At 28.7% G+C, this 19,900-nt stretch carries 20 protein-coding genes and 1 tRNA gene; 9 read left to right on the forward strand and 12 right to left on the reverse strand.

Annotation, left to right across the window (positions count from 1 at the left end):
• Positions 1–8 precede the first annotated feature (8 nt).
• The 8 genes from AVANS_RS08355 to rpmB all read right to left on the reverse strand — a co-directional run bounded on the left by AVANS_RS08355 (position 9) and on the right by rpmB (position 6,768).
• Positions 9–2,216, reverse strand: coding sequence for a FecR domain-containing protein (locus AVANS_RS08355; RefSeq protein WP_239817426.1), 2,208 nt, complete (start codon positions 2,214–2,216; stop codon positions 9–11).
• Positions 2,217–2,273: 57 nt separating this feature from the next.
• Complete coding sequence (locus AVANS_RS08360; protein ID WP_239817427.1) at positions 2,274–3,578, reverse strand: CDC27 family protein; 1,305 nt, start codon at positions 3,576–3,578, stop codon at positions 2,274–2,276.
• Between the two features lie 5 nt (positions 3,579–3,583).
• On the reverse strand, positions 3,584–3,793 hold the full coding sequence (locus AVANS_RS08365) for an alkylphosphonate utilization protein (protein WP_239817428.1): 210 nt from the start codon (positions 3,791–3,793) through the stop codon (positions 3,584–3,586).
• A gap of 21 nt (positions 3,794–3,814) precedes the next feature.
• Positions 3,815–3,901: transfer RNA gene (locus tag AVANS_RS08370), tRNA-Leu, on the reverse strand.
• A gap of 131 nt (positions 3,902–4,032) precedes the next feature.
• Positions 4,033–5,124: a methyl-accepting chemotaxis protein gene (locus tag AVANS_RS09595; protein WP_275583444.1), complete on the reverse strand. Its 1,092-nt coding sequence runs from the start codon at positions 5,122–5,124 to the stop codon at positions 4,033–4,035.
• 17 nt (positions 5,125–5,141) lie between these two features.
• Positions 5,142–5,363 carry a DUF465 domain-containing protein gene (locus AVANS_RS08385; RefSeq protein ID WP_239817429.1) on the reverse strand — a complete coding sequence of 74 codons (222 nt, stop codon included), beginning with the start codon at positions 5,361–5,363 and terminating at the stop codon, positions 5,142–5,144.
• A 70-nt stretch (positions 5,364–5,433) separates the two neighbouring features.
• The gene (locus AVANS_RS08390) at positions 5,434–6,558 is read right to left on the reverse strand and encodes a potassium channel protein (protein WP_239817430.1); all 1,125 of its coding nucleotides are present in this window, start codon (positions 6,556–6,558) and stop codon (positions 5,434–5,436) included.
• A 15-nt stretch (positions 6,559–6,573) separates the two neighbouring features.
• Complete coding sequence (gene rpmB / locus AVANS_RS08395; RefSeq protein ID WP_214117022.1) at positions 6,574–6,768, reverse strand: 50S ribosomal protein L28; 195 nt, start codon at positions 6,766–6,768, stop codon at positions 6,574–6,576.
• 119 nt (positions 6,769–6,887) lie between these two features.
• Between rpmB and rpe the strand changes: the two genes are divergently transcribed.
• Positions 6,888–7,535 carry a ribulose-phosphate 3-epimerase gene (gene rpe / locus AVANS_RS08400; protein WP_239817431.1) on the forward strand — a complete coding sequence of 216 codons (648 nt, stop codon included), beginning with the start codon at positions 6,888–6,890 and terminating at the stop codon, positions 7,533–7,535.
• On the forward strand, positions 7,535–8,308 hold the full coding sequence (locus AVANS_RS08405; RefSeq protein ID WP_239817432.1) for a 3'-5' exonuclease: 774 nt from the start codon (positions 7,535–7,537) through the stop codon (positions 8,306–8,308). The genes rpe and AVANS_RS08405 overlap by 1 nt, the downstream gene beginning before the upstream one ends.
• Positions 8,309–8,361: 53 nt before the next feature.
• On the opposite strand, the gene truA is transcribed toward AVANS_RS08405, so the two are convergent.
• Positions 8,362–9,093 carry a tRNA pseudouridine(38-40) synthase TruA gene (gene truA / locus AVANS_RS08410; protein ID WP_239817433.1) on the reverse strand — a complete coding sequence of 244 codons (732 nt, stop codon included), beginning with the start codon at positions 9,091–9,093 and terminating at the stop codon, positions 8,362–8,364.
• A 103-nt stretch (positions 9,094–9,196) separates the two neighbouring features.
• Between truA and AVANS_RS08415 the strand changes: the two genes are divergently transcribed.
• The 7 genes from AVANS_RS08415 to AVANS_RS08445 all read left to right on the forward strand — a co-directional run bounded on the left by AVANS_RS08415 (position 9,197) and on the right by AVANS_RS08445 (position 16,696).
• Positions 9,197–10,552 carry a sodium-dependent transporter gene (locus AVANS_RS08415; RefSeq protein ID WP_239817434.1) on the forward strand — a complete coding sequence of 452 codons (1,356 nt, stop codon included), beginning with the start codon at positions 9,197–9,199 and terminating at the stop codon, positions 10,550–10,552.
• 2 nt (positions 10,553–10,554) lie between these two features.
• Positions 10,555–11,904 carry a sodium-dependent transporter gene (locus tag AVANS_RS08420; protein WP_239817435.1) on the forward strand — a complete coding sequence of 450 codons (1,350 nt, stop codon included), beginning with the start codon at positions 10,555–10,557 and terminating at the stop codon, positions 11,902–11,904.
• A 138-nt stretch (positions 11,905–12,042) separates the two neighbouring features.
• On the forward strand, positions 12,043–12,462 hold the full coding sequence (rplM, locus tag AVANS_RS08425) for a 50S ribosomal protein L13 (RefSeq protein ID WP_214117630.1): 420 nt from the start codon (positions 12,043–12,045) through the stop codon (positions 12,460–12,462).
• A gap of 1 nt (position 12,463) precedes the next feature.
• Complete coding sequence (gene rpsI, locus AVANS_RS08430) at positions 12,464–12,853, forward strand: 30S ribosomal protein S9 (RefSeq protein ID WP_214117629.1); 390 nt, start codon at positions 12,464–12,466, stop codon at positions 12,851–12,853.
• A gap of 25 nt (positions 12,854–12,878) precedes the next feature.
• Entirely contained in the window at positions 12,879–13,859 is a 981-nt protein-coding gene (locus AVANS_RS08435) for an OmpA family protein (protein WP_239817436.1), read from the forward strand.
• A 255-nt stretch (positions 13,860–14,114) separates the two neighbouring features.
• Positions 14,115–15,461, forward strand: coding sequence for an APC family permease (locus AVANS_RS08440; RefSeq protein WP_239817437.1), 1,347 nt, complete (start codon positions 14,115–14,117; stop codon positions 15,459–15,461).
• Positions 15,462–15,556: 95 nt separating this feature from the next.
• A complete protein-coding gene (locus AVANS_RS08445; protein ID WP_239817438.1) occupies positions 15,557–16,696 on the forward strand; it encodes a hypothetical protein in 1,140 nt (379 codons plus the stop codon).
• Between the two features lie 53 nt (positions 16,697–16,749).
• Here the strand turns inward: AVANS_RS08445 and AVANS_RS08450 are convergent, their stop codons facing one another.
• From AVANS_RS08450 to lpoB, 3 genes are read right to left on the reverse strand one after another with little or no spacing between them, the layout of a single operon-like run.
• The gene (locus AVANS_RS08450) at positions 16,750–17,937 is read right to left on the reverse strand and encodes a CsgG/HfaB family protein (RefSeq protein WP_239817439.1); all 1,188 of its coding nucleotides are present in this window, start codon (positions 17,935–17,937) and stop codon (positions 16,750–16,752) included.
• A gap of 9 nt (positions 17,938–17,946) precedes the next feature.
• Positions 17,947–19,278, reverse strand: a complete 1,332-nt coding sequence (locus tag AVANS_RS08455; protein WP_239817440.1) for a DUF6844 domain-containing protein — start codon at positions 19,276–19,278, stop codon at positions 17,947–17,949.
• Entirely contained in the window at positions 19,272–19,892 is a 621-nt protein-coding gene (gene lpoB, locus AVANS_RS08460) for a penicillin-binding protein activator LpoB (RefSeq protein ID WP_239817441.1), read from the reverse strand. Before lpoB ends, AVANS_RS08455 begins: the two co-directional genes overlap by 7 nt.
• Positions 19,893–19,900: the final 8 nt, after the last annotated feature.

Below are 19,900 nucleotides of genomic sequence, written 5' to 3' on the forward strand. Positions count from 1 at the left end.
TTACTTCCTTATTTAGTTTTTAAGTCTTTTATTAATTTGTTAATTTTGTCTTTTTCAATAGATTTCTTTAAATCATCAATTTTTACATTAATATTATCGCCATCTATATTGCTATTAATTTTTAATACCGCCTCATTTGGACTTGCTTTTAAAACTATTGAAGTTTTATCTGCGTCTTGGCTTACAATATCTACTTTATATTCGCTATCTTCAACCTTTAAACGAGGTGTTGTATTAGGACTAAACTTAGTTATATTATTATTTTTATTATAAATTCCTAATAAATTATTCTTATCTAATTCAAAAAATATACTTCTTACATTATCTAATTTATTATAAGAAGCAAAATATGAATCGCTAGGTTTTAATTTAACATAATTTTCATTTTTTGAATAATAAAATTCTTTTGTAGGATTTACATAAAATTTTTCAAAAAATGTATTTTTATCTTTTTCCCAGCTTGATAATTTTGCATTAAATTCATCAACATTTGAAATATTAAGGCTATCTTGAATATCAGAAACACTCATAATTAAATTATTTTTATTAGCTAAATAACTTATATGTTCTTTATTAATAATTGCATCTAACTTGTAAGCATCTTTATTATCTTGAATATACGCAGGACCTACATATAATAGTTTAAATGCTTCGTATTCTAAGTCTTTCGCATCAAAATCTTTTCTTTGTAAAAAATCTTTATGAATTACAACTTGTTTTAATCCATACTCATCTCTTCCATCTTTCATATTACTTTTCTTTGAATAATAAGTTAAGGTGTGGTTTTTAAAATCTAATTTTGCTAAAGAATCATTACCTACATAATAATTTGAAAATTCTTGATTGTTTTTATTAACATTATCTTTAAAGCTACCCCAATCATCTTTTAAAGTTGTAAAGTATTCTAAATCTGATTTTGCTAAATCATAATTAAATCCTAACAATTGCGCTTTTAATTCATCTTTGTTAGCTTCAAAACTAGCGTAGTTAGAATTATAAACTAGATTATTTTTACCTTCTGGATTGCTTATAGAGAAGTTGTTTAAATTATAAGTTGCTTCATCAATAGTTGCAGGTCTTATACTATTATTGTTGTATCTTTGAGTGCTTATCGTATTTGATTTACCATCTAAATTATAAACATCAAATACTTTCACAGATTTATCTGAATTTAATTCTCTATTATAAAGACTTAAGCTTATATTGTTTAAATTAAGTTCGGCTGCTGTTTTTGTATTATTTTTGTTATCTCCATAATAATATATGCCTTTATCATTATTATCAAAGTATTTATTAAAAGCAGGGGTTAATTCAGTCCAAGAAGTTTTATCACTTGGCTTAGCAGGTGTTAATTCTATCCAAGGTGTTTCATCGTTTGTACTTTCTGTTTTGGCTGAAGTATCAATAGGTTTAGCAGGAGTTAATTCTATCCAAGGTATAGATGTTTTTTGACTTATAAGGTCTTGCACTTCTTGATTAACTTCATTTGCAATATTTATCTGCTCTTCTGTTTTTAAAGTGTTTTTAGAATTTGAATTCGGATTTTGAGCTTTAATGTCTGAGCTAAGAGTAATACTACTTACTTTGTTTTGGCTTTGTTTTTCTTCTTTTTTCTCTTGAATTACTTCTTGTTTTTCTTGAATAATATTAGCTTTTGTTAAAGAAAAATCATTTGCTTTTAAATTTTCTATTTTAATTACTTTTGTATCTTTAAAGCTTATTTGTTTTCCTGAATTAATTAGTGAAGTTTTATTTCCTAACTTAACATCAATTGCACCTTGTAAGCAAGCTAATTTATTTACATTAAATCCAACTTCTCCAACAAATACTGTTCCTCTAATACCAATAGTTGCTGTTTGTGCTTTTAAAGAGAAATTTTTTCTTGCAAGTTTTGAGATTTCTCCTGTAATTACTTTAAAGCTTCCTTCATCTACCACTAAATTAACTTTAGAATTTTTTCCATCTAATAAATACTGCTTTATTTCTAAGCTTGTATTTTTTCCTAAAGTTGTTACCGTGTTATCATTGAATATTATTTGTAATCTTGCGTTATTACCTGTTTTTATAATATCGCTTTCTTCTAATTCTTGATTTAATACAGCTTGTATTTCAGAACCATTTGAAATAACTACTGCATCTCCTCTAATTGCTGAGATTTTACCTATACTTGCATAGCTTAGTGTTATTACACTTAATAACAAAATGAGTTTTTTCATAAACATTCCTTTCAAAAAATATTAACAAATTATAACATAGTTTTGAAAGGAATAAGCTTAAAATTTATATTTATACATTAAATTAAGAAAATAATTATCGTAAGAATTATATTCAAGTGTAGATTTTACTTTATCATATCCTAAATCTGCTGAGAAAATATTGTGATGATCCATATTGTATTCAGCACCAAAATTAACTCTTATAGATTTATCATTTCTTTGATTAGTAAAAATTGTTTCTTTATATTTACTAGCAGAATAACCTAAACTTGCCTTTAACATAACTTGTTTATTTAGCATATAAATAATACCTGAAGTAATAGAATATTCTTTATAATTATTTGTACTTTCTTTTACTCTACTAGTTTGCTCAATATCATAAGCCATTTTTAAATAAACCATACTTCTTTGAGATATTAATCTACTCATTGCATAAATACTATGATGGTTCGAATCGTTTTCTTTATGTTCTTCATTTAAATAATTATTATGATTAATAGTATAACCAAGTCCTAAAGATATTCCATTTTCCATATAATAATCGCCAGAAACATCGGCTGTAAAAGTATTTAAATATCTTTTATGCTTTAAAACTATGTAATCATAAGATAATAAAATATTTAGTTTAAATTGTCTTGAAATGTCAAATCCATTATTAATAGATGCAGTAAATACGCTTAAATTTTGAAAATCTTCTTCAATAGGTTTTATATAATATTTATTATAAAAATTAGCATTTATATCATAGTCATAAACATCATTTACTTGCTTTTTATAACCTGCATTTAGATTAGCTAATACACTGCTAGCAGGTTCATGCTTTGCACCACTTATAGGAAATTTAATCCCTAGTTGTGGTATAGGCAAATAGCTATCTTTTAGATTTTGTTTTTTTGGATTACTATCATATCCATATCCTACGCTTACACTTGCGTATGGTGTGTTTATTTGAGCTTTTGATTTTTCTTGTTTTTTAATACCTTTTAGCATATTAGAAACAAGAATTTTTTCTTCTTTTCTTAATCTTTCATCATCTTTTAAGCTCTCAAGCTCAAGTTTTAATAATTCATAATTTCCACTTTTTTGATAAATAATTGCACTTTGTAATCTTGCATCAACATTATTTTCATCAAGAACTAATACCCTATCAAAAGCAGCAAGTGCTTCATCATACATACCTAATTTAAAGGCACTTTTACCCATCATTAAATTAAGGTCTATATCAGCACAAGAGTTTTTACAAATATCTGATGAAATTTCATAAGCTCTTTTGTAATTATTATTTTGATAGTTACTTTGCAAGTCTGTGTAAGCATTATTAGCAAATAGACTAAGCGGTAATAAAATTGCCAATTTTTTCATAAATATTATGCCTTTTTTAAAAAACAAGTTTTTAAAACTATAACCCCATGCTTATCTACTTTAGCTTCTATTTCGTCATCGTTTGAAGTAAGTTTAATATTTTTAACACTAGTCCCTCTTTTGATTGTTAAAGAACTACCTTTTACTTTCAAATCCTTTATAACGCTAACATTATCTCCTGCTTGTAATTCGTTTCCGTTTGCGTCTCTTGGCATATTGTTTCCTTTATATTGTAGTGGTGCCCAAGGTCGGACTCGAACCGACACAGGATTGCTCCTACTAGATTTTGAGTCTAGCGCGTCTACCAGTTTCACCACTTGGGCTAAAAATGAGTATCATAATAAAATATGCTTATATTAAAATAAAATTACTATTATTTTAATATTTTTTATATTAAAAATATTGTAGAATTTGAATTAGGATTTTAAGCCTAGCAAAAAGCTAGACTTAATTATTATTTCTTTAAAAATTCACCTAATAAATGTCTAAAAATCATAAATAAATCAAGGCTTGATTTTTCAGCATTTTTGTAAAGCTCAATAATTTCTTTACTATTGCTTGCAAGTTGTCCATGTGAAATTTGCTCAAGTGCTTGATTAATACTTTCATGAACTTCTTTATGTGGTGTTTCAATCTTAGAATATAAAGGAATGTGTCCAAACATTTCTTTACCTTCATTTTGATACCACTTACCTAAACGACAACTAAAATGATCGCTTAATTTAGTTGGATTTTCGCCTAGTGCATTTGCATATCCATTTGCTTTAAATAAGATATGGTCAAGCTTTACTAATGATGTAAATACTTCATATTTAATTGCACTACCATTAAATTTAATATCTTGTGAAATATGAACTAATTTATCAAATTGCTCTGAAAATGTTCCTATATGTGCATTAGAATCTTGTGAAATTTGTTCTACTTGTTCGCTCTGAGTAAACATTTCATTAGCATTTTGCTTTAATAAATTAATATTCATTTCTACTTCAGCTGTTGCTTTTTGTGTTTTTTCAGCTAATTTTCTAACTTCATCAGCAACCACAGCAAATCCTCTACCATGCTCACCCGCACGAGCTGCCTCAATAGCTGCATTTAAAGCTAATAAATTTGTTTGATCTGATACATCTTTAATTAAATTAATAACATTTGTTATTTCATCAACACTTCTATGAAGGTTTTGTGCTGTATCACGAGATTTACTTGATGATTCCGTAATTTGCTCAAGGGAAGTAATGATATTTTCTGAAACTTTTTTAAGATTTATTATCATATCAACACAATCTGTTGAAAGAGTTTCAATTTCTTTAGCTCTTGATAAATCACCTTCAATATCTTTTTGAACGAAAGATACGCTTTCTTTCATGCCTTTTACCATTATGTCAAATAAAGAAAATTTAACCTTTTCTTCTTCTTCATAAGTTTGTTTCGCAGTAATTTCAGCTTTTAAGCTCGCAATTTCTGCTTCTAGTCTTTCCCTTTCTGCAAGAGCTTTTTTAAGTTTATCTTGCAGTTCTAATTCGTGGGAATTATCTTTGTTAAAAAACATTAATACCCCTTTCTAAATTATGCTTTATTTTTGATTGAATTTAAGTAATTATTTAAATCATCTTTTAATTTTAATTTTTCCTTTTTCATTCTAGCAATTTCTAAATCATCTAAATGAACTCTGCCTTCTTCTGCATCTTTGATTTTGTGATCTAAATCATTATGTGCTTCAAATAATCTGTCAAAATGTGCATCTTTACCTTTTAAAGATGTAATTAATTCTCTATGTTCATGTAACATGATTGCTCCTTAGTGATAATTTTCACGCAATTTTAACTAAAATAAATTACAAATTGATAACACTTATAGTTTATTTTAAATTATCTGGACTTTGCTTATTTTTAATGATTTTTTTTACTTCTTTTATACTTTCAGGAGTTCCTATTAGTAATAATTTTGTCCCCGTTCCAATCATCGCATCACCCTTTGGCATAGGCAAAAAATTATTATTAGCATCTTTAATACCTATTACGCTAACATTTGCAAGCTGTCTAAAAGCAACATCTTTTAATCTTCTAAATCTTACCCAGCTTTCATCAGGAACTTTTACTTCTTCAATATCAATACTTTGATCTCTTGTATATAAATATTGCTCTAATAGATTTTCCATCTCAGGTCTTACACTTACTACACTAAGTCTTTGTGCTGCTAATTTTGTAGCTAAAACAACGGTATTTGCGCCTAGTTTTTTAAGTCTTGCAGCATCGTGCTCGGAATTTGAAATCGTAATTATAGAATAAGGACTAATTCTTTTTATATCTTTTTCATACAATCTTGCGCTTGCAATTATTGCTATATTATCGGCTGAATTTGGGCTAAGCGATATAATTCCTTTTGCGCTTGAAAGATGAGTTTTTAAAAATGCTAAATCACTATGTGGAGGACATTTTACATAAAATGGATACTTATTGTCTTCTGCAATTTTCTCAAAATCAGGTATATCATCAACCACTACAAAAGGTGTGTAAGTTTGTTTAAATTGTTTTGCCAATTCTTGAGTGAATTCATTGTGATAACATATAACATAATGATTTTTAAGCCTTGCGATTTTATAAAGCATTCTTTTTTCCTTAATTAATCTTGTTAATTCGCCCTTTTTTAAAACTTCAATCACAATACCGATTGAAAAGGTAAAAGTAACAAAACCGAGTAATACATAACAAATTGTAAAAAATCTTCCTGCCGGAGTTATTTCAGCTACTTCAGTATAACCTAGAGTTGTAAAAGTCATTCCCGCTTGATAAATACCATCAAGCAAAGAAAAATTGCTAGTAATCATATACCCAATCGCCCCTAATAGCATCATAATAACAACAGCTATTAAAGGAAGGCGAAAAGGTCTTAATTGTTCGTAAAGTTCAGTATTTACATCTACTTCGGGCTTTCCACTTTCAGCCCAACCAAGTAATTTACTTAGCTTTTTAAAAAAGCTCATAAAATTTCTTTAAAATTAGTTAGCTCTTCTTTTTTTAAGTGTGCGTAATGTAGAAGCTGCAACTCTAATTTTTTTAGTTGTGCCATCACCTAAATCTATACGAATTGTGCGTAAGTTAGGTAAAAATCTTCTTTTTGTCTTGTTGTTAGCGTGGCTAACATTATTTCCTACCATAGGACCTTTACCTGTTAATTGACAAAATTTTGACATTGTAAATCCTTTTTTTGTATTCTTTTAAAAATTAAAAGCATTAATGATAGCATCTTAAGCTTAATTTTTTTTTTAAGTTTTAATGATATTCTATAAAAAATATTTTTCAAGGAATAAAAATGTATGTAGCTCCTAGTTTGTTGTCTGCTGATTTTTTGAATTTAGCCGAAGATATAAGAAAAGTTGAAGATGCAGGTGCTGACTTATTACATGTTGATGTAATGGACGGACATTATGTGCCAAATCTAAGCATAGGAACTTGCACGGCAAAAGCCGTAGCTAAAGTTGCTAGAGTGCCTTTAGATATTCATTTAATGGTAAGAGAAGTTGATAAATTTGTTGATTTATTTTTAGAATTTAAACCTAAATTTTTAAGCTTTCATATTGATGCAAGCACTCATCCACTAAGACTTATTGAATATATAAGAAAACAAGGCGTAAATCCTGCAATCGTATTAAATCCACATCAAAATCTTCATGAAATTGAATATATTTTAAGCGAAGTTTCTATGGTTCTTTTAATGAGTGTAAATCCTGGCTTTGGCGGACAAAGTTTTATTCCTAGTGTTCTTAAAAAAATAAAAGATTTAAGAGAAATGATAGATAAAAATAATTATAAGTGCTTTATAGAAGTTGATGGCGGAGTAAATGGGCTAAATATTGCAGATATTGAAGGAGCTGGAGCTGATATTGTTGTTGCAGGTAACTATATTTTTAGCTCAAATGATTATAAGACAGCTATTAATTCTTTAAAAATGGAATTTTGATGGATTATAACGAACTTTATAAAAAGCAAATAATTAATTGCGATAAGATTTTAGAACGATTAATGACAAATAGTTTAAATTATAAAGATTTAAAAAATCAATATGAAAATGCTCTAGGTTTAGAGCTAGACTACGATACACTTTTAATGCTAGGTCTTGATATCACATTAAAACAAAATCAAGAAGTGTTTTTAAACTCAAGAAATAAATTAATTCAAGATGAAACCTTTTGCGTTGTTGATATTGAAAGCACAGGTTCTATTAGTAACGGACAAATCATAGAAATAGGTGCTGTAAAGGTTAAAAATGGCAAAATATTAGATGAGTTTGAAAGCTTTATTTATGCAAGTGAAGTTCCTGAAAATATCACAGAACTTACTGGAATTAATGCTTTAATGCTAAAAGACGCTCCAAAAAGTGCAAAAGTTCTAGCTGATTTTAGATTGTTTTTAGGTAATGCGATTTTTGTAGCTCATAATGTTTCTTTTGATTATGGTTTTATCGCTAAAGAAAGCTTAGAGCATTTAAATGCACCATTAATTAATAGAAAGCTTTGCACAATAATGCTAGCACGTCGCTGTATTGAATGCGATAAATACGGGCTTGATAGTTTAAAAAATGAACTAGGAATTACTAGCATTCATCATAGGGCCTTAAGCGATGCAAAAGCTTGTGCTTTTATTTTAAATCATTGTATAAATACTTTAAAAGGAAGTTTGATTAAAACAAGTAATGACTTGATTTTATATTCTCGTTCCAAAATGAAAAAATAATCTAATTCCTATTTCAAATTCTTTGCAAAATCTTTGGAATTTGAAATAGGAATTTAATAAGTTATGCTTTTTAAATAAAGCCCATTAGGTTTAGCTAGTGTGCGTGAGTGAATAATCTCGCAATTTATTTGCTCTTTTAAATTATTTAAGCTTAATTTTCCTTCATTAATTTTAAGCAAAAAATCAACCATAAGCCTAATTTGCCCCCTTAAAAACCCATTAGCAAAAAAGTTTAAAATAACAAAATCTTTATACTCATAAACTCTAGTTTTATAAATCGTTCTAATGCTGTTTTTATCATCATCAAGACTTAGGCAAAATAAAGCAAAATCATGCTCACCTTCATATAATTTTATCGCTTGTTTTAGCAAATTAATATCCAAATCTTTTTCATAAACACTAAAATAAGCCTTAGAAAAAGCATTGTGGTTTTTAGCGAAAATATATCTATAACTTCTAATCTTTGCATCAAATCTAGGCTCAAAATCACAAAGGCTTAAATTCCTAATATAAATTCCATCTAAAATCCTATTAAGCTTTTTTATTACAAAGCTTTCATTTAGCTTATAAGGTGATGAAATCCTTGCTACATTGCACTTTGCATGAACGCCTTTATCTGTTCTACTTGCAAAAATGCTTGGCTTAAATACTCCAACCGAATGCAAGGCATTATCAAGTGTATTTTGCACGCATTTTAAATCAGGCTGTTTTGCAGAGCCAAAAAACCTTGAACCATCGTAGCTTAAAATCATTTTGTAAGTAAATTCAGTGAGATTTTTATCCAAATTTTAACCTTTTTTGTAATTTTTCTCATTTTTTTATACAAATTTTTAAAAATTATTATAGAATGAAAGTTTTAACCTTAAAAACCAAAAAGAAGGGCTTATTTTGAATAATACATTTTCTAAAATTGGATTTATTTTAGCCGTTGCTGGTTCTGCTGTTGGGCTTGGGAATGCTTGGAAATTTCCTACTATGGTTGGGACTAATGGTGGTTCGGCATTTGTTATGCTTTTTATCATTCTTACTTTAGGTGTTGGATTTGTTATATTTTTGTGTGAATTATATATAGGTAAAGCTTCTAGGCTTGATCCTGCAAGTGCTTATTATAACTTAGCACCAAAACATAAAAAAGCTTGGTCTTTAGTAGGTTTTACAATGATTGGGGCTTTGCTAATAGTTAGTTTTTATAGTGTGATAATCGGTTGGATAATTTATTATATTTATTATGCTTTTACTACGATTTTAAATATCAATTCTTTAAGCACTGAAATTGCCATTAATCAAGAGCTTTTTGTTAGTTTAGTAGAAACTAATTTAAGTGCTTTAGTAGTATGTTTTAGCGTTGTGTTTTTTATAGCTTTTTACACCGTTGCAAAAGGTGTAAAAGATGGCATTGAAAAGCTAAATGTATTTATGATGCCAACTTTATTTGTAATGCTACTTTTAATGCTTTGTTATAGTGCTACTCAAAATGGCTTTAAAGATGCTTTTAACTTTTTATTCATGCCTGATTTTAGCAAAATTAATCACGATTCTTTTTTATCTGCTTTAGGACTTGCTTGTTTTTCTTTAAGTATTGGAGCTGGTAGTATTATTACATATTCGGCTAGTTTGCCTGAAAAGACTAATTTTGTAAGCTCAACCTTATATATAATTTTCATAAATCTTTTAATAGGTCTTATGATGGGGCTTATTGTTTTTAGCTTTATTTTTGAATTTAACGCTGATCCTAGCGCACAAGGTCCTGGACTTATTTTTATAAGTCTTATTTCTTTGTTTGCTAAATTAGGATTTTTAGGAAAAATTTTAGCATTTACTTTCTTTATTGCTTTATTCTTTGCAGGCATTACTAGTGCTGTTTCTATGATTGAGCCTTTTGTGTTTTATCTAATTAATAAATTCAATTTTTCAAGAATTAAAGCCATAGTTTTAATAGGGATTGTAGTTTATATTTTAGGGCTTTTATGTATTTTTTCAAGCCTTAACGACTATAAAGCTAATTTAACATTTTTTGGAATGAATTTCTTTGATATATTAGATAATCTTAGCTCAAATATCATTATGCCATTTGGTTCTTTTATGGCTGCTATATTTGTTGGATTTTTTATTAGCAAACAAGATTTAAAAGAAACTTTTGTTCCTTACATGGGCGAACTTGGTTTTAAAATATGGATATTTTTTGCAAGATTTGTTGCACCTATTGCAGTGCTTGTTATTGTGTATTTCAAATTTAAAGGATAAAAATGAGAGAGCAGTTTTCTAAAATTGGCTTTGTTTTAGCGATGGCAGGCTCTGCCGTTGGGCTTGGAAATGCTTGGAAATTTCCTACTATGGTTGGAACTAATGGTGGTTCTGTATTTATTTTACTTTATCTTATCCTTACATTTTTAATTGCTTTTATGGTGTTTTTAGGAGAGCTTAGCGTTGGTAAAATAACTCAAAAAGATGCTGTAAATGCTTTTAGCGATTTAGCAAAATCTAATAAAAAAGCTTGGGGGTTTGCAGGATTTTTTATGATAGGTGCGATTTTAATCGTATGCTTTTATAGTGTAGTAATTGGTTGGATTTTAAAATATATATATTTAAGCTTTTTTAGCTTACCAAAGAATACTCAAGAAGCAGGAGCTTTATTTGGCAATCTAATTTCAAGTGATTTAATATCTCAAATTATTTGCTTTAGTATAGTTTTTATAATGGTATTTTGGGTTGTTAGCAAAGGAATTAAAAGTGGAATAGAAAAAATGAATGTGTGGATGATGCCAGCACTTTTTATCTTGCTAATTTTAATGCTTTTATATAGCTTTACATTTGATGGATTTTCTAAAGCTTTTGAATTTTTATTTAGACCTGATTTTAGTGTTTTAATTACTGAGAGTAAATTAAATATCCCGCTAATTTTAGATGCTTTAGGGCTTAGCTTTTTTAGTTTATCTATGGGTGTTTGTGTTGTTTTAACTTATGCTGCAAGTTTGCCTGAGAATACTAATGTTATTAGATCAACTTTATCAATTATTTTTATAAATATTTTAGTTGGAATTATGATGGGTCTTATTGTATTTACTTTCGTATTTGAATACGGAGCAAATGCAAGCGAGCAAGGTCCTGGCTTAATTTTTGTTAGCCTTATGAGTTTGTTTTCAAATCTTGGCATTGTAGGAAATATCTTAGCGGTTGCGTTTTTTATAGCATTACTTTTTGCAGGACTTACAAGTGCTGTTTCTATGATAGAGCCATTTGCGTTTTATCTAATAAATAAATTTGGCATATCAAGGAAACTTGCACTAGTTTATATAGGTATTTTTGTTTATATTATGGGGGTTTTTTGTATTTTAGGATTTAATAAAGATTATTCATCTTATTTTACATTCTTTAACAAAAACTTATTTGATATATTAGATTATCTAACTTCAAATATCTTAATGCCACTTTCTGCGATTGTTACTTGCATATTTGTAGGATTTTTTGTAGATATTAATAAATTAAAAAATCTTTTTGTGCCTTATATGAGTGAAGTTGGTTTTAATATTTGGTTTGTATTTATTAGATTTATTTGCCCTATCGTAATCGCTATAATTATGATAAATTCTTTATAAAATTTAAATTCCTAATTCAAATTCTTTTTGGAATTTGAAATTAGGAAATATTTTTCTTAATCTTTTCTTAATTTAAGTATTATTTAAGTTTAAAAACATATAATCACCTTTTTAAAAAATTTTGGCAAAGGTAAAATCATGACAAAAATAACAAAGCCAAACGAAGTTAAAAGAGATTGGATAATCGTAGACGCTGAAGGTAAGCGTTTCGGTCGTCTTTTAACAGAAGTTGCGACAATTTTAAAGGGCAAGCATAAGCCTTGCTATACACCAAATGTTGATTGCGGAGATTATGTAGTAATTATCAATGCATCTAAAGCAGAATTTACTGGAACAAACAAAGCTGATGATAAATTATATCACAGACATTCGGGCTATTTTGGAAGCACAAAGAGTGAGAAATTCGGTGATTTATTAGCAAATAATCCAGCAAAATTATATAAATTAGCAGTTCGTGGTATGCTTCCTAAGACTACTTTAGGTCGTGCTATGCTTAAAAAATTAAAAGTTTATGCAGGTAGCGAACACCCACATACAGCTCAGGTAAAAGGAAAGTAAAATGGCAAAAGTTTATGCAACAGGTAAAAGAAAAACTGCAATAGCTAAAGTTTGGGCTAAGGCTGGAAGTGGTAAAATTATAGTTAACGGTGTTGATTTAAATACTTGGTTAGGCGGACACGAAGCTATTAAATTAAAAGTAGTTCAACCATTATTAGTTACTAAGCAAGAAGGTCTTATGGATATTACTGCTAGCACTTTAGGTGGTGGCTATAACGCTCAAGCAGAAGCTTTAAGACACGGAATTTCTAGAGCTTTAGCAGCTATGAGTGCTGATTTTAGAGCTTTACTTAAGCCACAAGGTTTATTAACCCGTGATAGTCGTGTGGTTGAGCGTAAAAAATACGGACGCAGAAAAGCAAGAAGAAAACCACAATTTAGCAAACGTTAATTTTCATTTTAAATTAGGAGTATTTATGAAAAAGATGAGTTTAGTTTTAAGTGCAGCTGCAGTGTTAGCTGTAAGTGCAAACGCAAGTAGTATTAATTTTGAAGGCTTAGAAATAAGCCCTATCGCTACATACAATGTACCAGAAGGAAATCTTGACCTTATGAATAAATTTGGTTATGGATTAAGAATTGGTTATATGTATGGTTCAGTAGGAACTGAAATTGGTTACGAGCACCAAAAAGGTGAATACAAAAGTATCAATAATTCAGGCCACAAACCAGTAGGTATTGATAGAGGATACTTAAACTTAATATTACCAGTTAAAGTTGGTGATACTAACTTTGATTTCTATGGTTTATTAGGTGTTGGTTATGAGAACTTTAGCGAAAATCTATATGACAATAAAAACGGAATGTTTGGTCATTATGGTGTTGGTTTAAAATACAAAATTTATAAGAGCTTTGGTTTAAGAGCAGAAGTTCGCGACCAAATCAAATTCCGCCACGCAGATCACCACTTAATTAGCACATTAGGTGTAATCTTCAATTTTGATGGTAAAAAAGAAGAAGTAGTTCCAACTCCAGCTCCAGCAGTTGAAGTTAAACCTGAGCCAGTAGTTGAAGTTAAACCTGAGCCAAAACCACAACCAAAACCAAAAGCTTGCTATGACCTTGAAATGGTAAAAGTTAATTTTGGTTTTGATAAGAGCAATGTAACTGCTAATTACATTCCAGAAATTAATCGCTTAGCGAAATTAATTAAAGAAGAACCTGCATATTTTGCAAACATTACAGGATATACAGATTCAATCGGTGCAACAGCTTATAACAAAAAATTATCAGAAAAAAGAGCAAGAGCTGTTAAAGCTGAATTAGTTAAAGCTGGTGTTAGCGAAGATAGAATCAACCCAACATGGGCTGGTGAGCAAAACGCAATCGGCGATAATAAAACTAAAGAAGGCCGTGCAGCAAACCGCAGAGTTGAATTAAAAATCATCTGCCAATAATTTATTTAGGTTTCACTTTTTAGTGAAACCTATTTTACTACTTCTTTGAAACTCAAAACTTTTTCAAATTCCTAATTCAAATTCTCAATTTTTTATAAGAATTTAAACTAGGAATTTAAAAAATAATCCATATAACCAACTCTTTTAATATTATTAAAAATCCATATTTTATTAAATTTTTAAAATATTTATAATTTTGTTTATCTTATTAAGATTTAGTAGTATTATTCGCTCATTTTATTAAGCGAGTAAGAAATGAAACTAAGCATTAAAGACATTGTTTTTATGAATCTAATCGGGATTTTTTCTTTAAGACAAATCCCTTATGTTGCTCAATACGGAGCTAGTTCAATTATTTTATGGTTATTTGTAGCTTTTGGATTTTTTGTGCCACTTGCTTTAATTTGTGGAGAACTTGGCTCAAAATTTCAAAAAAGTGGTGGAATATTTCTATGGATTAATAAAGCTTTTGGTGTAAGGATTGCTTATTTTTGTCTTATATGCTACTTATTATCTTGCTTAACTTTTTTTCCTATGATGCTTTATTTTGCAGCAAATTCATTAGCTTTTATTTTTGATATTAAAGCAAAATCATATTTCATAGCAGCTTTTTCAATATTTAGCTTTTTAGCTTTAACTTATATTAATTACAAAGGTCTTGAATACACTAAGTTTATAAATAAAATCTTTGTTTATTTAGGAATATTACTACCTACTTTACTATTAATTTTAGTAAGTTTAATATTTTATTTTAATGTTGGCAAAATCCAAACCCCTTATAATTCAGGATATTTAATAGAATTTGATTTAAATACTTTGGTTTTTGCAAGCACGATGATGTTTGCCTTTGCTGGACTTGAACTTAGCACCATGATAGGAGCTAAGGTTGATAATGCTAGAAAAAATTATCCTAAAGCAATTTTTCTTAGTGCCTTGCTAATAGTTGGCATTTATATTTTAGGAACTTTTTGCCTAAATGTAATATATCCTGCAAAAGATACTGATATTTTAGACGGAATTATGCAAGCGATTTCGTATTCTGAAAAACTATTAGGCATAAATCATCTTACTCAAATTATGTCTTTTTGTCTTTTTATAGGAACTTTAGGTCAAATTAATTCATGGCTAATTGCTCCAATTTATATGCTAGCTAGCGCATCAAAAGAAGGTATTATTAAATTTTACGAAGCAAAACCACATCCAAAATACAATACACCTTATAGAGCATTATTTTTTCAAGCTTTTTTGGTTAGCATAATCTGCTTATTTTGTGCGTTTTTTACTAATTCTCAAGACATTTACTGGACACTTAGCTCACTTACTACTGTTTCTTATTTTTTACCTTATATCGCAATGTTTTTTGCATATTTTAAATTAAAAAATTATGCGAACGAAGGCGAAGATTTTGATATTAAAAACAAGGCTCTTAGTTATTTTTTAGCGATTTTAGGTCTTTTTAGCGTATTATTTGCTTTGGTTTTGAGTTTTGTAAATCCTGATGAAAATACTAATAAATTTTATTTTTTAGAAATATTATTAGCTCCTATTGTTGCATTTATCATTGTGCTAATAAGTTTTAACAAGACTTGCAATAAAAACTAATTCCTATTTCAAATTCCACGAATTTTTAAAGAATTACGAAATAGGAATTAAATAATTTTAATAAATGCCGATATTAATAATTAAAAGGGGTAATTATGAAAATATCGGCTAATTCTTATTCAACATATCAAACAAAGCAAATTTATAAAAAAGAAATTAATAACGAGATTAAAAAAATAGATGATAAAAAGGTAGGAGTTATATTAGGATACGGAGTTGATAAAGATGGCTTTTTTACAAGTGATTTTAACAAAGCCGCAGGAATTCCAGATAATTATAAAATCCACAGCGATACTTTAAAAAATCTAGTAGAAAATAACGAAAAATCATATTTGGCTCATAGACCATTTTATGAAATTGATATAGCAAAAAGCGTTGGAAATGCTTATAAAGTCTTAAGCCAAGTTGTAAGTGAGGACTTTTTAAACTCTAAAGAATTTTTTAATACCGAAGATATAAAGCAATTTCCACAAGGTTATATTCAAGCAAGGAGTGATGAAATCAAAATCAACAAAATTTTACATTCATCTGATGATTATGAAAATAATCACGGAATGACTTTTCAAAATGAACTTTACCAAACTCATCATCCCTTATTTTATTCTTTTGATAATAATGATAAAACCTTACCAAACACAAATGTTTTTCCACCTGACAATGTCAAGCAAGATCCTAGATTTAGTGGATATTTTGGTGATTATGATGTAGCAAAGCAAAACTATATAAATGAAAATAGCGAAATATCAAAAGGTGGGCTTTTGATAGGTATATTAAAATCAAACCCAACTTTAATTGAAGGAGAAAGCACATATAAAGGTAAATTAAATGGTTATGATAGAAAAATTAGCTCGGCTACATTTTTTGCATTTGATAAAGCATTAGGAATGCAAGTAATGGCGAGGGGTGAAAATGGCTTTACGAGTGCTGAAGTTGAGCGTATGCCAAGATGGCTGAAAGATTATGTTCAATTAAATGCTTATGATAAACCATTAAGCCAAAGAAGTGCTATTTTAGGAAGTGCTAATTATACTAAAACCTTATATAGTCCTAATAGTGGATTTTTTAGTAGTAATAAAAAAGCTGAACAAAAACAAGCTGATGAATTTATGAGAAAAATAAGAGAGTTAATGGGTATGGAAAATCCAAATAAAAACATTAGCGAATTAAATTATGATGAGTTTTTAAAACTAGCTTTTAGCTTTAATAAGGTTAAAGCGTTAGATATTAAAATTTAATCCTATTTCGCAATTCTTTTTTAAGAATTTGAAATAGGAATTTGCTTATATTATTAGAATATAAATCCACCGCCATTTACAGGGATTACATCTTTTACATCTTTACCGTTAGCATCATTTGTGGTATTGCTTTGTTTAAATCTACAAACCAAACCTTTTTCTATATTGCCATCTAGTATTTTTGCATAACTTGTTTTGCTATTTGCATTTATAACTTCTACTAAAGACATATATTCTTCTTCATATCCATTTAGCTCTTTTGTATAGCTATCATAGATTTTCTCTCCTCTTTTGTAGCATTCTAGTTTTGTATTTAAAGGCAATTTTTGAGTAAATACTGCTAAATTATCTTTAGTAACTTTTTCTATCTTTGGTGGATAAATAGCTGCTTGAGTATTTAACACAATAGAATTAGCAATATTATTTAAAATCTCATTGTAATCATTCGTAGCAAACTCAAAATCAACACTATCAGAAAACTTAATCTCTCTAGTAGCAAATACAATTACTTGATAATTTACATAGATTTTTACCTTTGATTTTGTTTTAGAGCCTGTGATTGCTATTTCTTTGCCTTTGCTAGTTTGTGCATCACTTATGCTATAAAGTAAAATATAATCAGTTCCTAAATTTTTGCCTAATTTTAGCGCTTCATCTAAAGCCCCAACTTGCTCTATAATCTCTCTTTCGGTAGCTAAAGCTTCTCCTGCTTGTCTATCTAGTAGATTAAATTTGCGAGTTTTGGTAATATTGCTTTCTATTCTAAATCTTAAATCCCTTAAAACTTGCTCGCTATCTCTTCCCATTAAAGAATAATTATTTGGATCAAGTGCAGGTGCTACGATTATTTTATTACGATTTGTCTGCATTCCTGGAGCTTTATAGCTTTTAATAGTGCTAGTTTTTTTAATCTCTACAACAACTCTAAAACCATCGCTTGTTTGCTCTTTGCTAAGCACTTCAAAAGCACTAAAACGACCATTTGTAGCTTTGCTGATTTGCTGATTAAATCTTTTATATAGCTCATTTTCATTATTTATAGAGCTTAAATCAGAACTTACATTTGTGCTTGTTTGAATCTTTGCTCCGTTTAGTTTAAGAACTGCTTCAGCTAGTGCATTATCAACTGCTACTTCATAAGTTTTACCATAGCCTTCGCCTATTGCTTTACTAGTGTAGCTTTTAGTAACTACACTAGCATTTGCAAAAATACATAATAAAAATACAATTAAAAATCTCATTTTTTAACCTTAAAAATCATCAACTTCTATATTTTTAGAACGAATGATATTAGCATTTGCAGGCTTTGCACCTTTAGCTTTTGCTTCTTGTTTGCTCTTATTATCTAAATTACCTTTTATTTCTAATCTTTCTTGTTTTGCACCTGCAACACTTGAAGGAGAATAATATAAAATCACACCAGCAACACCAAAATCATCAAATTGTTTAGTCCATTTATTAGCTACTTCAACACCTACTAAACTCATTTGAGCATTTGAGCTAAAAAACTCTTCTAAGTGAGAATAGCTATTGGCTGTGGTTTGCTTGCCACCAGTCGCTCTTTTGCCACTATTATCTTCTACTATTTCTTTATAAGCTGTTTGAATATTTTCTGTTACTTTTTCTGCATTTGTATATGTGTAAATTGATGAGCTTACAAAATTAGCTAAAGCTTTTTCTGCAAGTGCTTGAGCCATTGAGTAGCTTGAGTTTTTATATTCATTAGTCATTCCTTCTTCTACCTTATAAGAATCCATTCCATAAGCTAAAAGTGATGGTTGGCACTCTTCATTATAAAAGAAAGTTAAGCCTAATTTATTTATTTTCTCATCGCTTCCACCGATTTTTGAAACTACTTCATCAGCACTTTTACAAGCGTTTTCGTTTTTTGCTGCTTTTGCTTTATATCCACTTGCTAAAGCTCTTGCTAATTCTCTTGATTTTGCTGATGTGTATGCAACTATTCCTATTTCAGTTTCACCATTATCATTTACTACTATGAAGTTTTCATAAGGAATTAAACCTGCTATTTCTTCTCTTGCTACTTTATTCATCTTTTCTTTAAAACTATTACTATATAAAGTTTGTTTTGCTTGGATTTTTAACTCTTTTTCTTGCTCTGGTTTTAATTGATAAGCTGGTGCTTCTTCGCTATCGCTAAAGATTTTGCCCATTAATTTATCAAAAAATCCATTTTCAATTTTATTTTCACTTATTCTTTTTTGGCGTTCTATTTCTTTATTTAAAAACTCTTCAACTAATTCTGGTGGCATTTTGCTTTTATCATCTTTACTAGCTATTTCGCTTGTTATTAACTCTCCTGCTACTTTTAAAGCTAATTGAGCTTTAATTTTTAAAAACGCTTCATTATATTTAGCAAATAAAAAATCATAATACTGAGGGTCTTGCTGATTTTTCGGAACTGAAATTGTCTGCAAATATACTTTTGCATTTGGATTTTTTAACAATAATTCACTTTTTGCACAACTTAATAAATCTTCTATATTATTATTTGGCGCATCACAATTAACAGCTAATAATGAACTTGCTGCAACTATACTTAATAAGGCTTTTTTTACCATGCTACACTCCTATTTGAACCTAATTTATTTATTTTGATTTCATCTTCCCAAATAGCTAAGCCATTGTCAAGATTTGTTACGGTTAATTGAAAATAATAATCAACCCTTTGAGAATCACTAAAAGTTCCTTTTATTCTTGTATTTCTTTGAATAATTTTTCCACTTAAAGAACGATTAGCACTAATTAAAGTCCCTTTTTTAGCTATTGTTTTTTGATTAAATTCATCATCATCTCTTAAACTTCTAATATCTTTACTCATTTTATCTTCTGCACCATTTGCTCCAATAGCCGTTGTTACATAAACTTTTCCTGAATTTAGTAGTGCGATTCTTATTTTTTTGATTAATATATCAGTATCAAAATGCTGCATAGTATCATTGATAATTCTACTAATCACTAGAACATGTCTTTCGTTTGGATTACTAGTCGCAAAAACAGGACTTGCTAACATAGAATTAATCATATCTCTTGCTGCATTTTGTAAATCTATATCATCAATACCTAACGAAACAGGTTGATTTTTGCCATTTTTTGTTTCATCAACTACATAACTAGGCGCACTAGCACATGCGCTTAATAATAGTGCTAATGAAAACATAAGCGTTTTTTTCATATTTTCTC

The organism is Campylobacter sp. RM5004, from assembly GCF_022369455.1.
In the GTDB taxonomy this organism is placed as follows: Bacteria; Campylobacterota; Campylobacteria; order Campylobacterales; family Campylobacteraceae; genus Campylobacter_E.

What these genes read in the sequence shown, in the direction of transcription:
- AVANS_RS08450 (WP_239817439.1), bottom strand. Translation starts at nt 17,937, where the DNA reads ATGAGATTTTTAATTGTATTTTTATTATGTATTTTTGCAAATGCTAGT.
- AVANS_RS08420 (WP_239817435.1), top strand. Translation starts at nt 10,555, where the DNA reads ATGAGAGAGCAGTTTTCTAAAATTGGCTTTGTTTTAGCGATGGCAGGC.
- AVANS_RS09595 (WP_275583444.1), bottom strand. Translation starts at nt 5,124, where the DNA reads ATGTTTTTTAACAAAGATAATTCCCACGAATTAGAACTGCAAGATAAA.
- lpoB (WP_239817441.1), bottom strand. Translation starts at nt 19,892, where the DNA reads ATGAAAAAAACGCTTATGTTTTCATTAGCACTATTATTAAGCGCATGT.
- rpmB (WP_214117022.1), bottom strand. Translation starts at nt 6,768, where the DNA reads ATGTCAAAATTTTGTCAATTAACAGGTAAAGGTCCTATGGTAGGAAAT.
- rpsI (WP_214117629.1), top strand. Translation starts at nt 12,464, where the DNA reads ATGGCAAAAGTTTATGCAACAGGTAAAAGAAAAACTGCAATAGCTAAA.
- AVANS_RS08365 (WP_239817428.1), bottom strand. Translation starts at nt 3,793, where the DNA reads ATGCCAAGAGACGCAAACGGAAACGAATTACAAGCAGGAGATAATGTT.
- rplM (WP_214117630.1), top strand. Translation starts at nt 12,043, where the DNA reads ATGACAAAAATAACAAAGCCAAACGAAGTTAAAAGAGATTGGATAATC.
- AVANS_RS08455 (WP_239817440.1), bottom strand. Translation starts at nt 19,278, where the DNA reads ATGGTAAAAAAAGCCTTATTAAGTATAGTTGCAGCAAGTTCATTATTA.
- AVANS_RS08360 (WP_239817427.1), bottom strand. Translation starts at nt 3,578, where the DNA reads ATGAAAAAATTGGCAATTTTATTACCGCTTAGTCTATTTGCTAATAAT.
- AVANS_RS08405 (WP_239817432.1), top strand. Translation starts at nt 7,535, where the DNA reads ATGGATTATAACGAACTTTATAAAAAGCAAATAATTAATTGCGATAAG.
- AVANS_RS08445 (WP_239817438.1), top strand. Translation starts at nt 15,557, where the DNA reads ATGAAAATATCGGCTAATTCTTATTCAACATATCAAACAAAGCAAATT.
- AVANS_RS08390 (WP_239817430.1), bottom strand. Translation starts at nt 6,558, where the DNA reads ATGAGCTTTTTTAAAAAGCTAAGTAAATTACTTGGTTGGGCTGAAAGT.
- AVANS_RS08355 (WP_239817426.1), bottom strand. Translation starts at nt 2,216, where the DNA reads ATGAAAAAACTCATTTTGTTATTAAGTGTAATAACACTAAGCTATGCA.
- rpe (WP_239817431.1), top strand. Translation starts at nt 6,888, where the DNA reads ATGTATGTAGCTCCTAGTTTGTTGTCTGCTGATTTTTTGAATTTAGCC.
- AVANS_RS08440 (WP_239817437.1), top strand. Translation starts at nt 14,115, where the DNA reads ATGAAACTAAGCATTAAAGACATTGTTTTTATGAATCTAATCGGGATT.
- AVANS_RS08435 (WP_239817436.1), top strand. Translation starts at nt 12,879, where the DNA reads ATGAAAAAGATGAGTTTAGTTTTAAGTGCAGCTGCAGTGTTAGCTGTA.
- AVANS_RS08385 (WP_239817429.1), bottom strand. Translation starts at nt 5,363, where the DNA reads ATGTTACATGAACATAGAGAATTAATTACATCTTTAAAAGGTAAAGAT.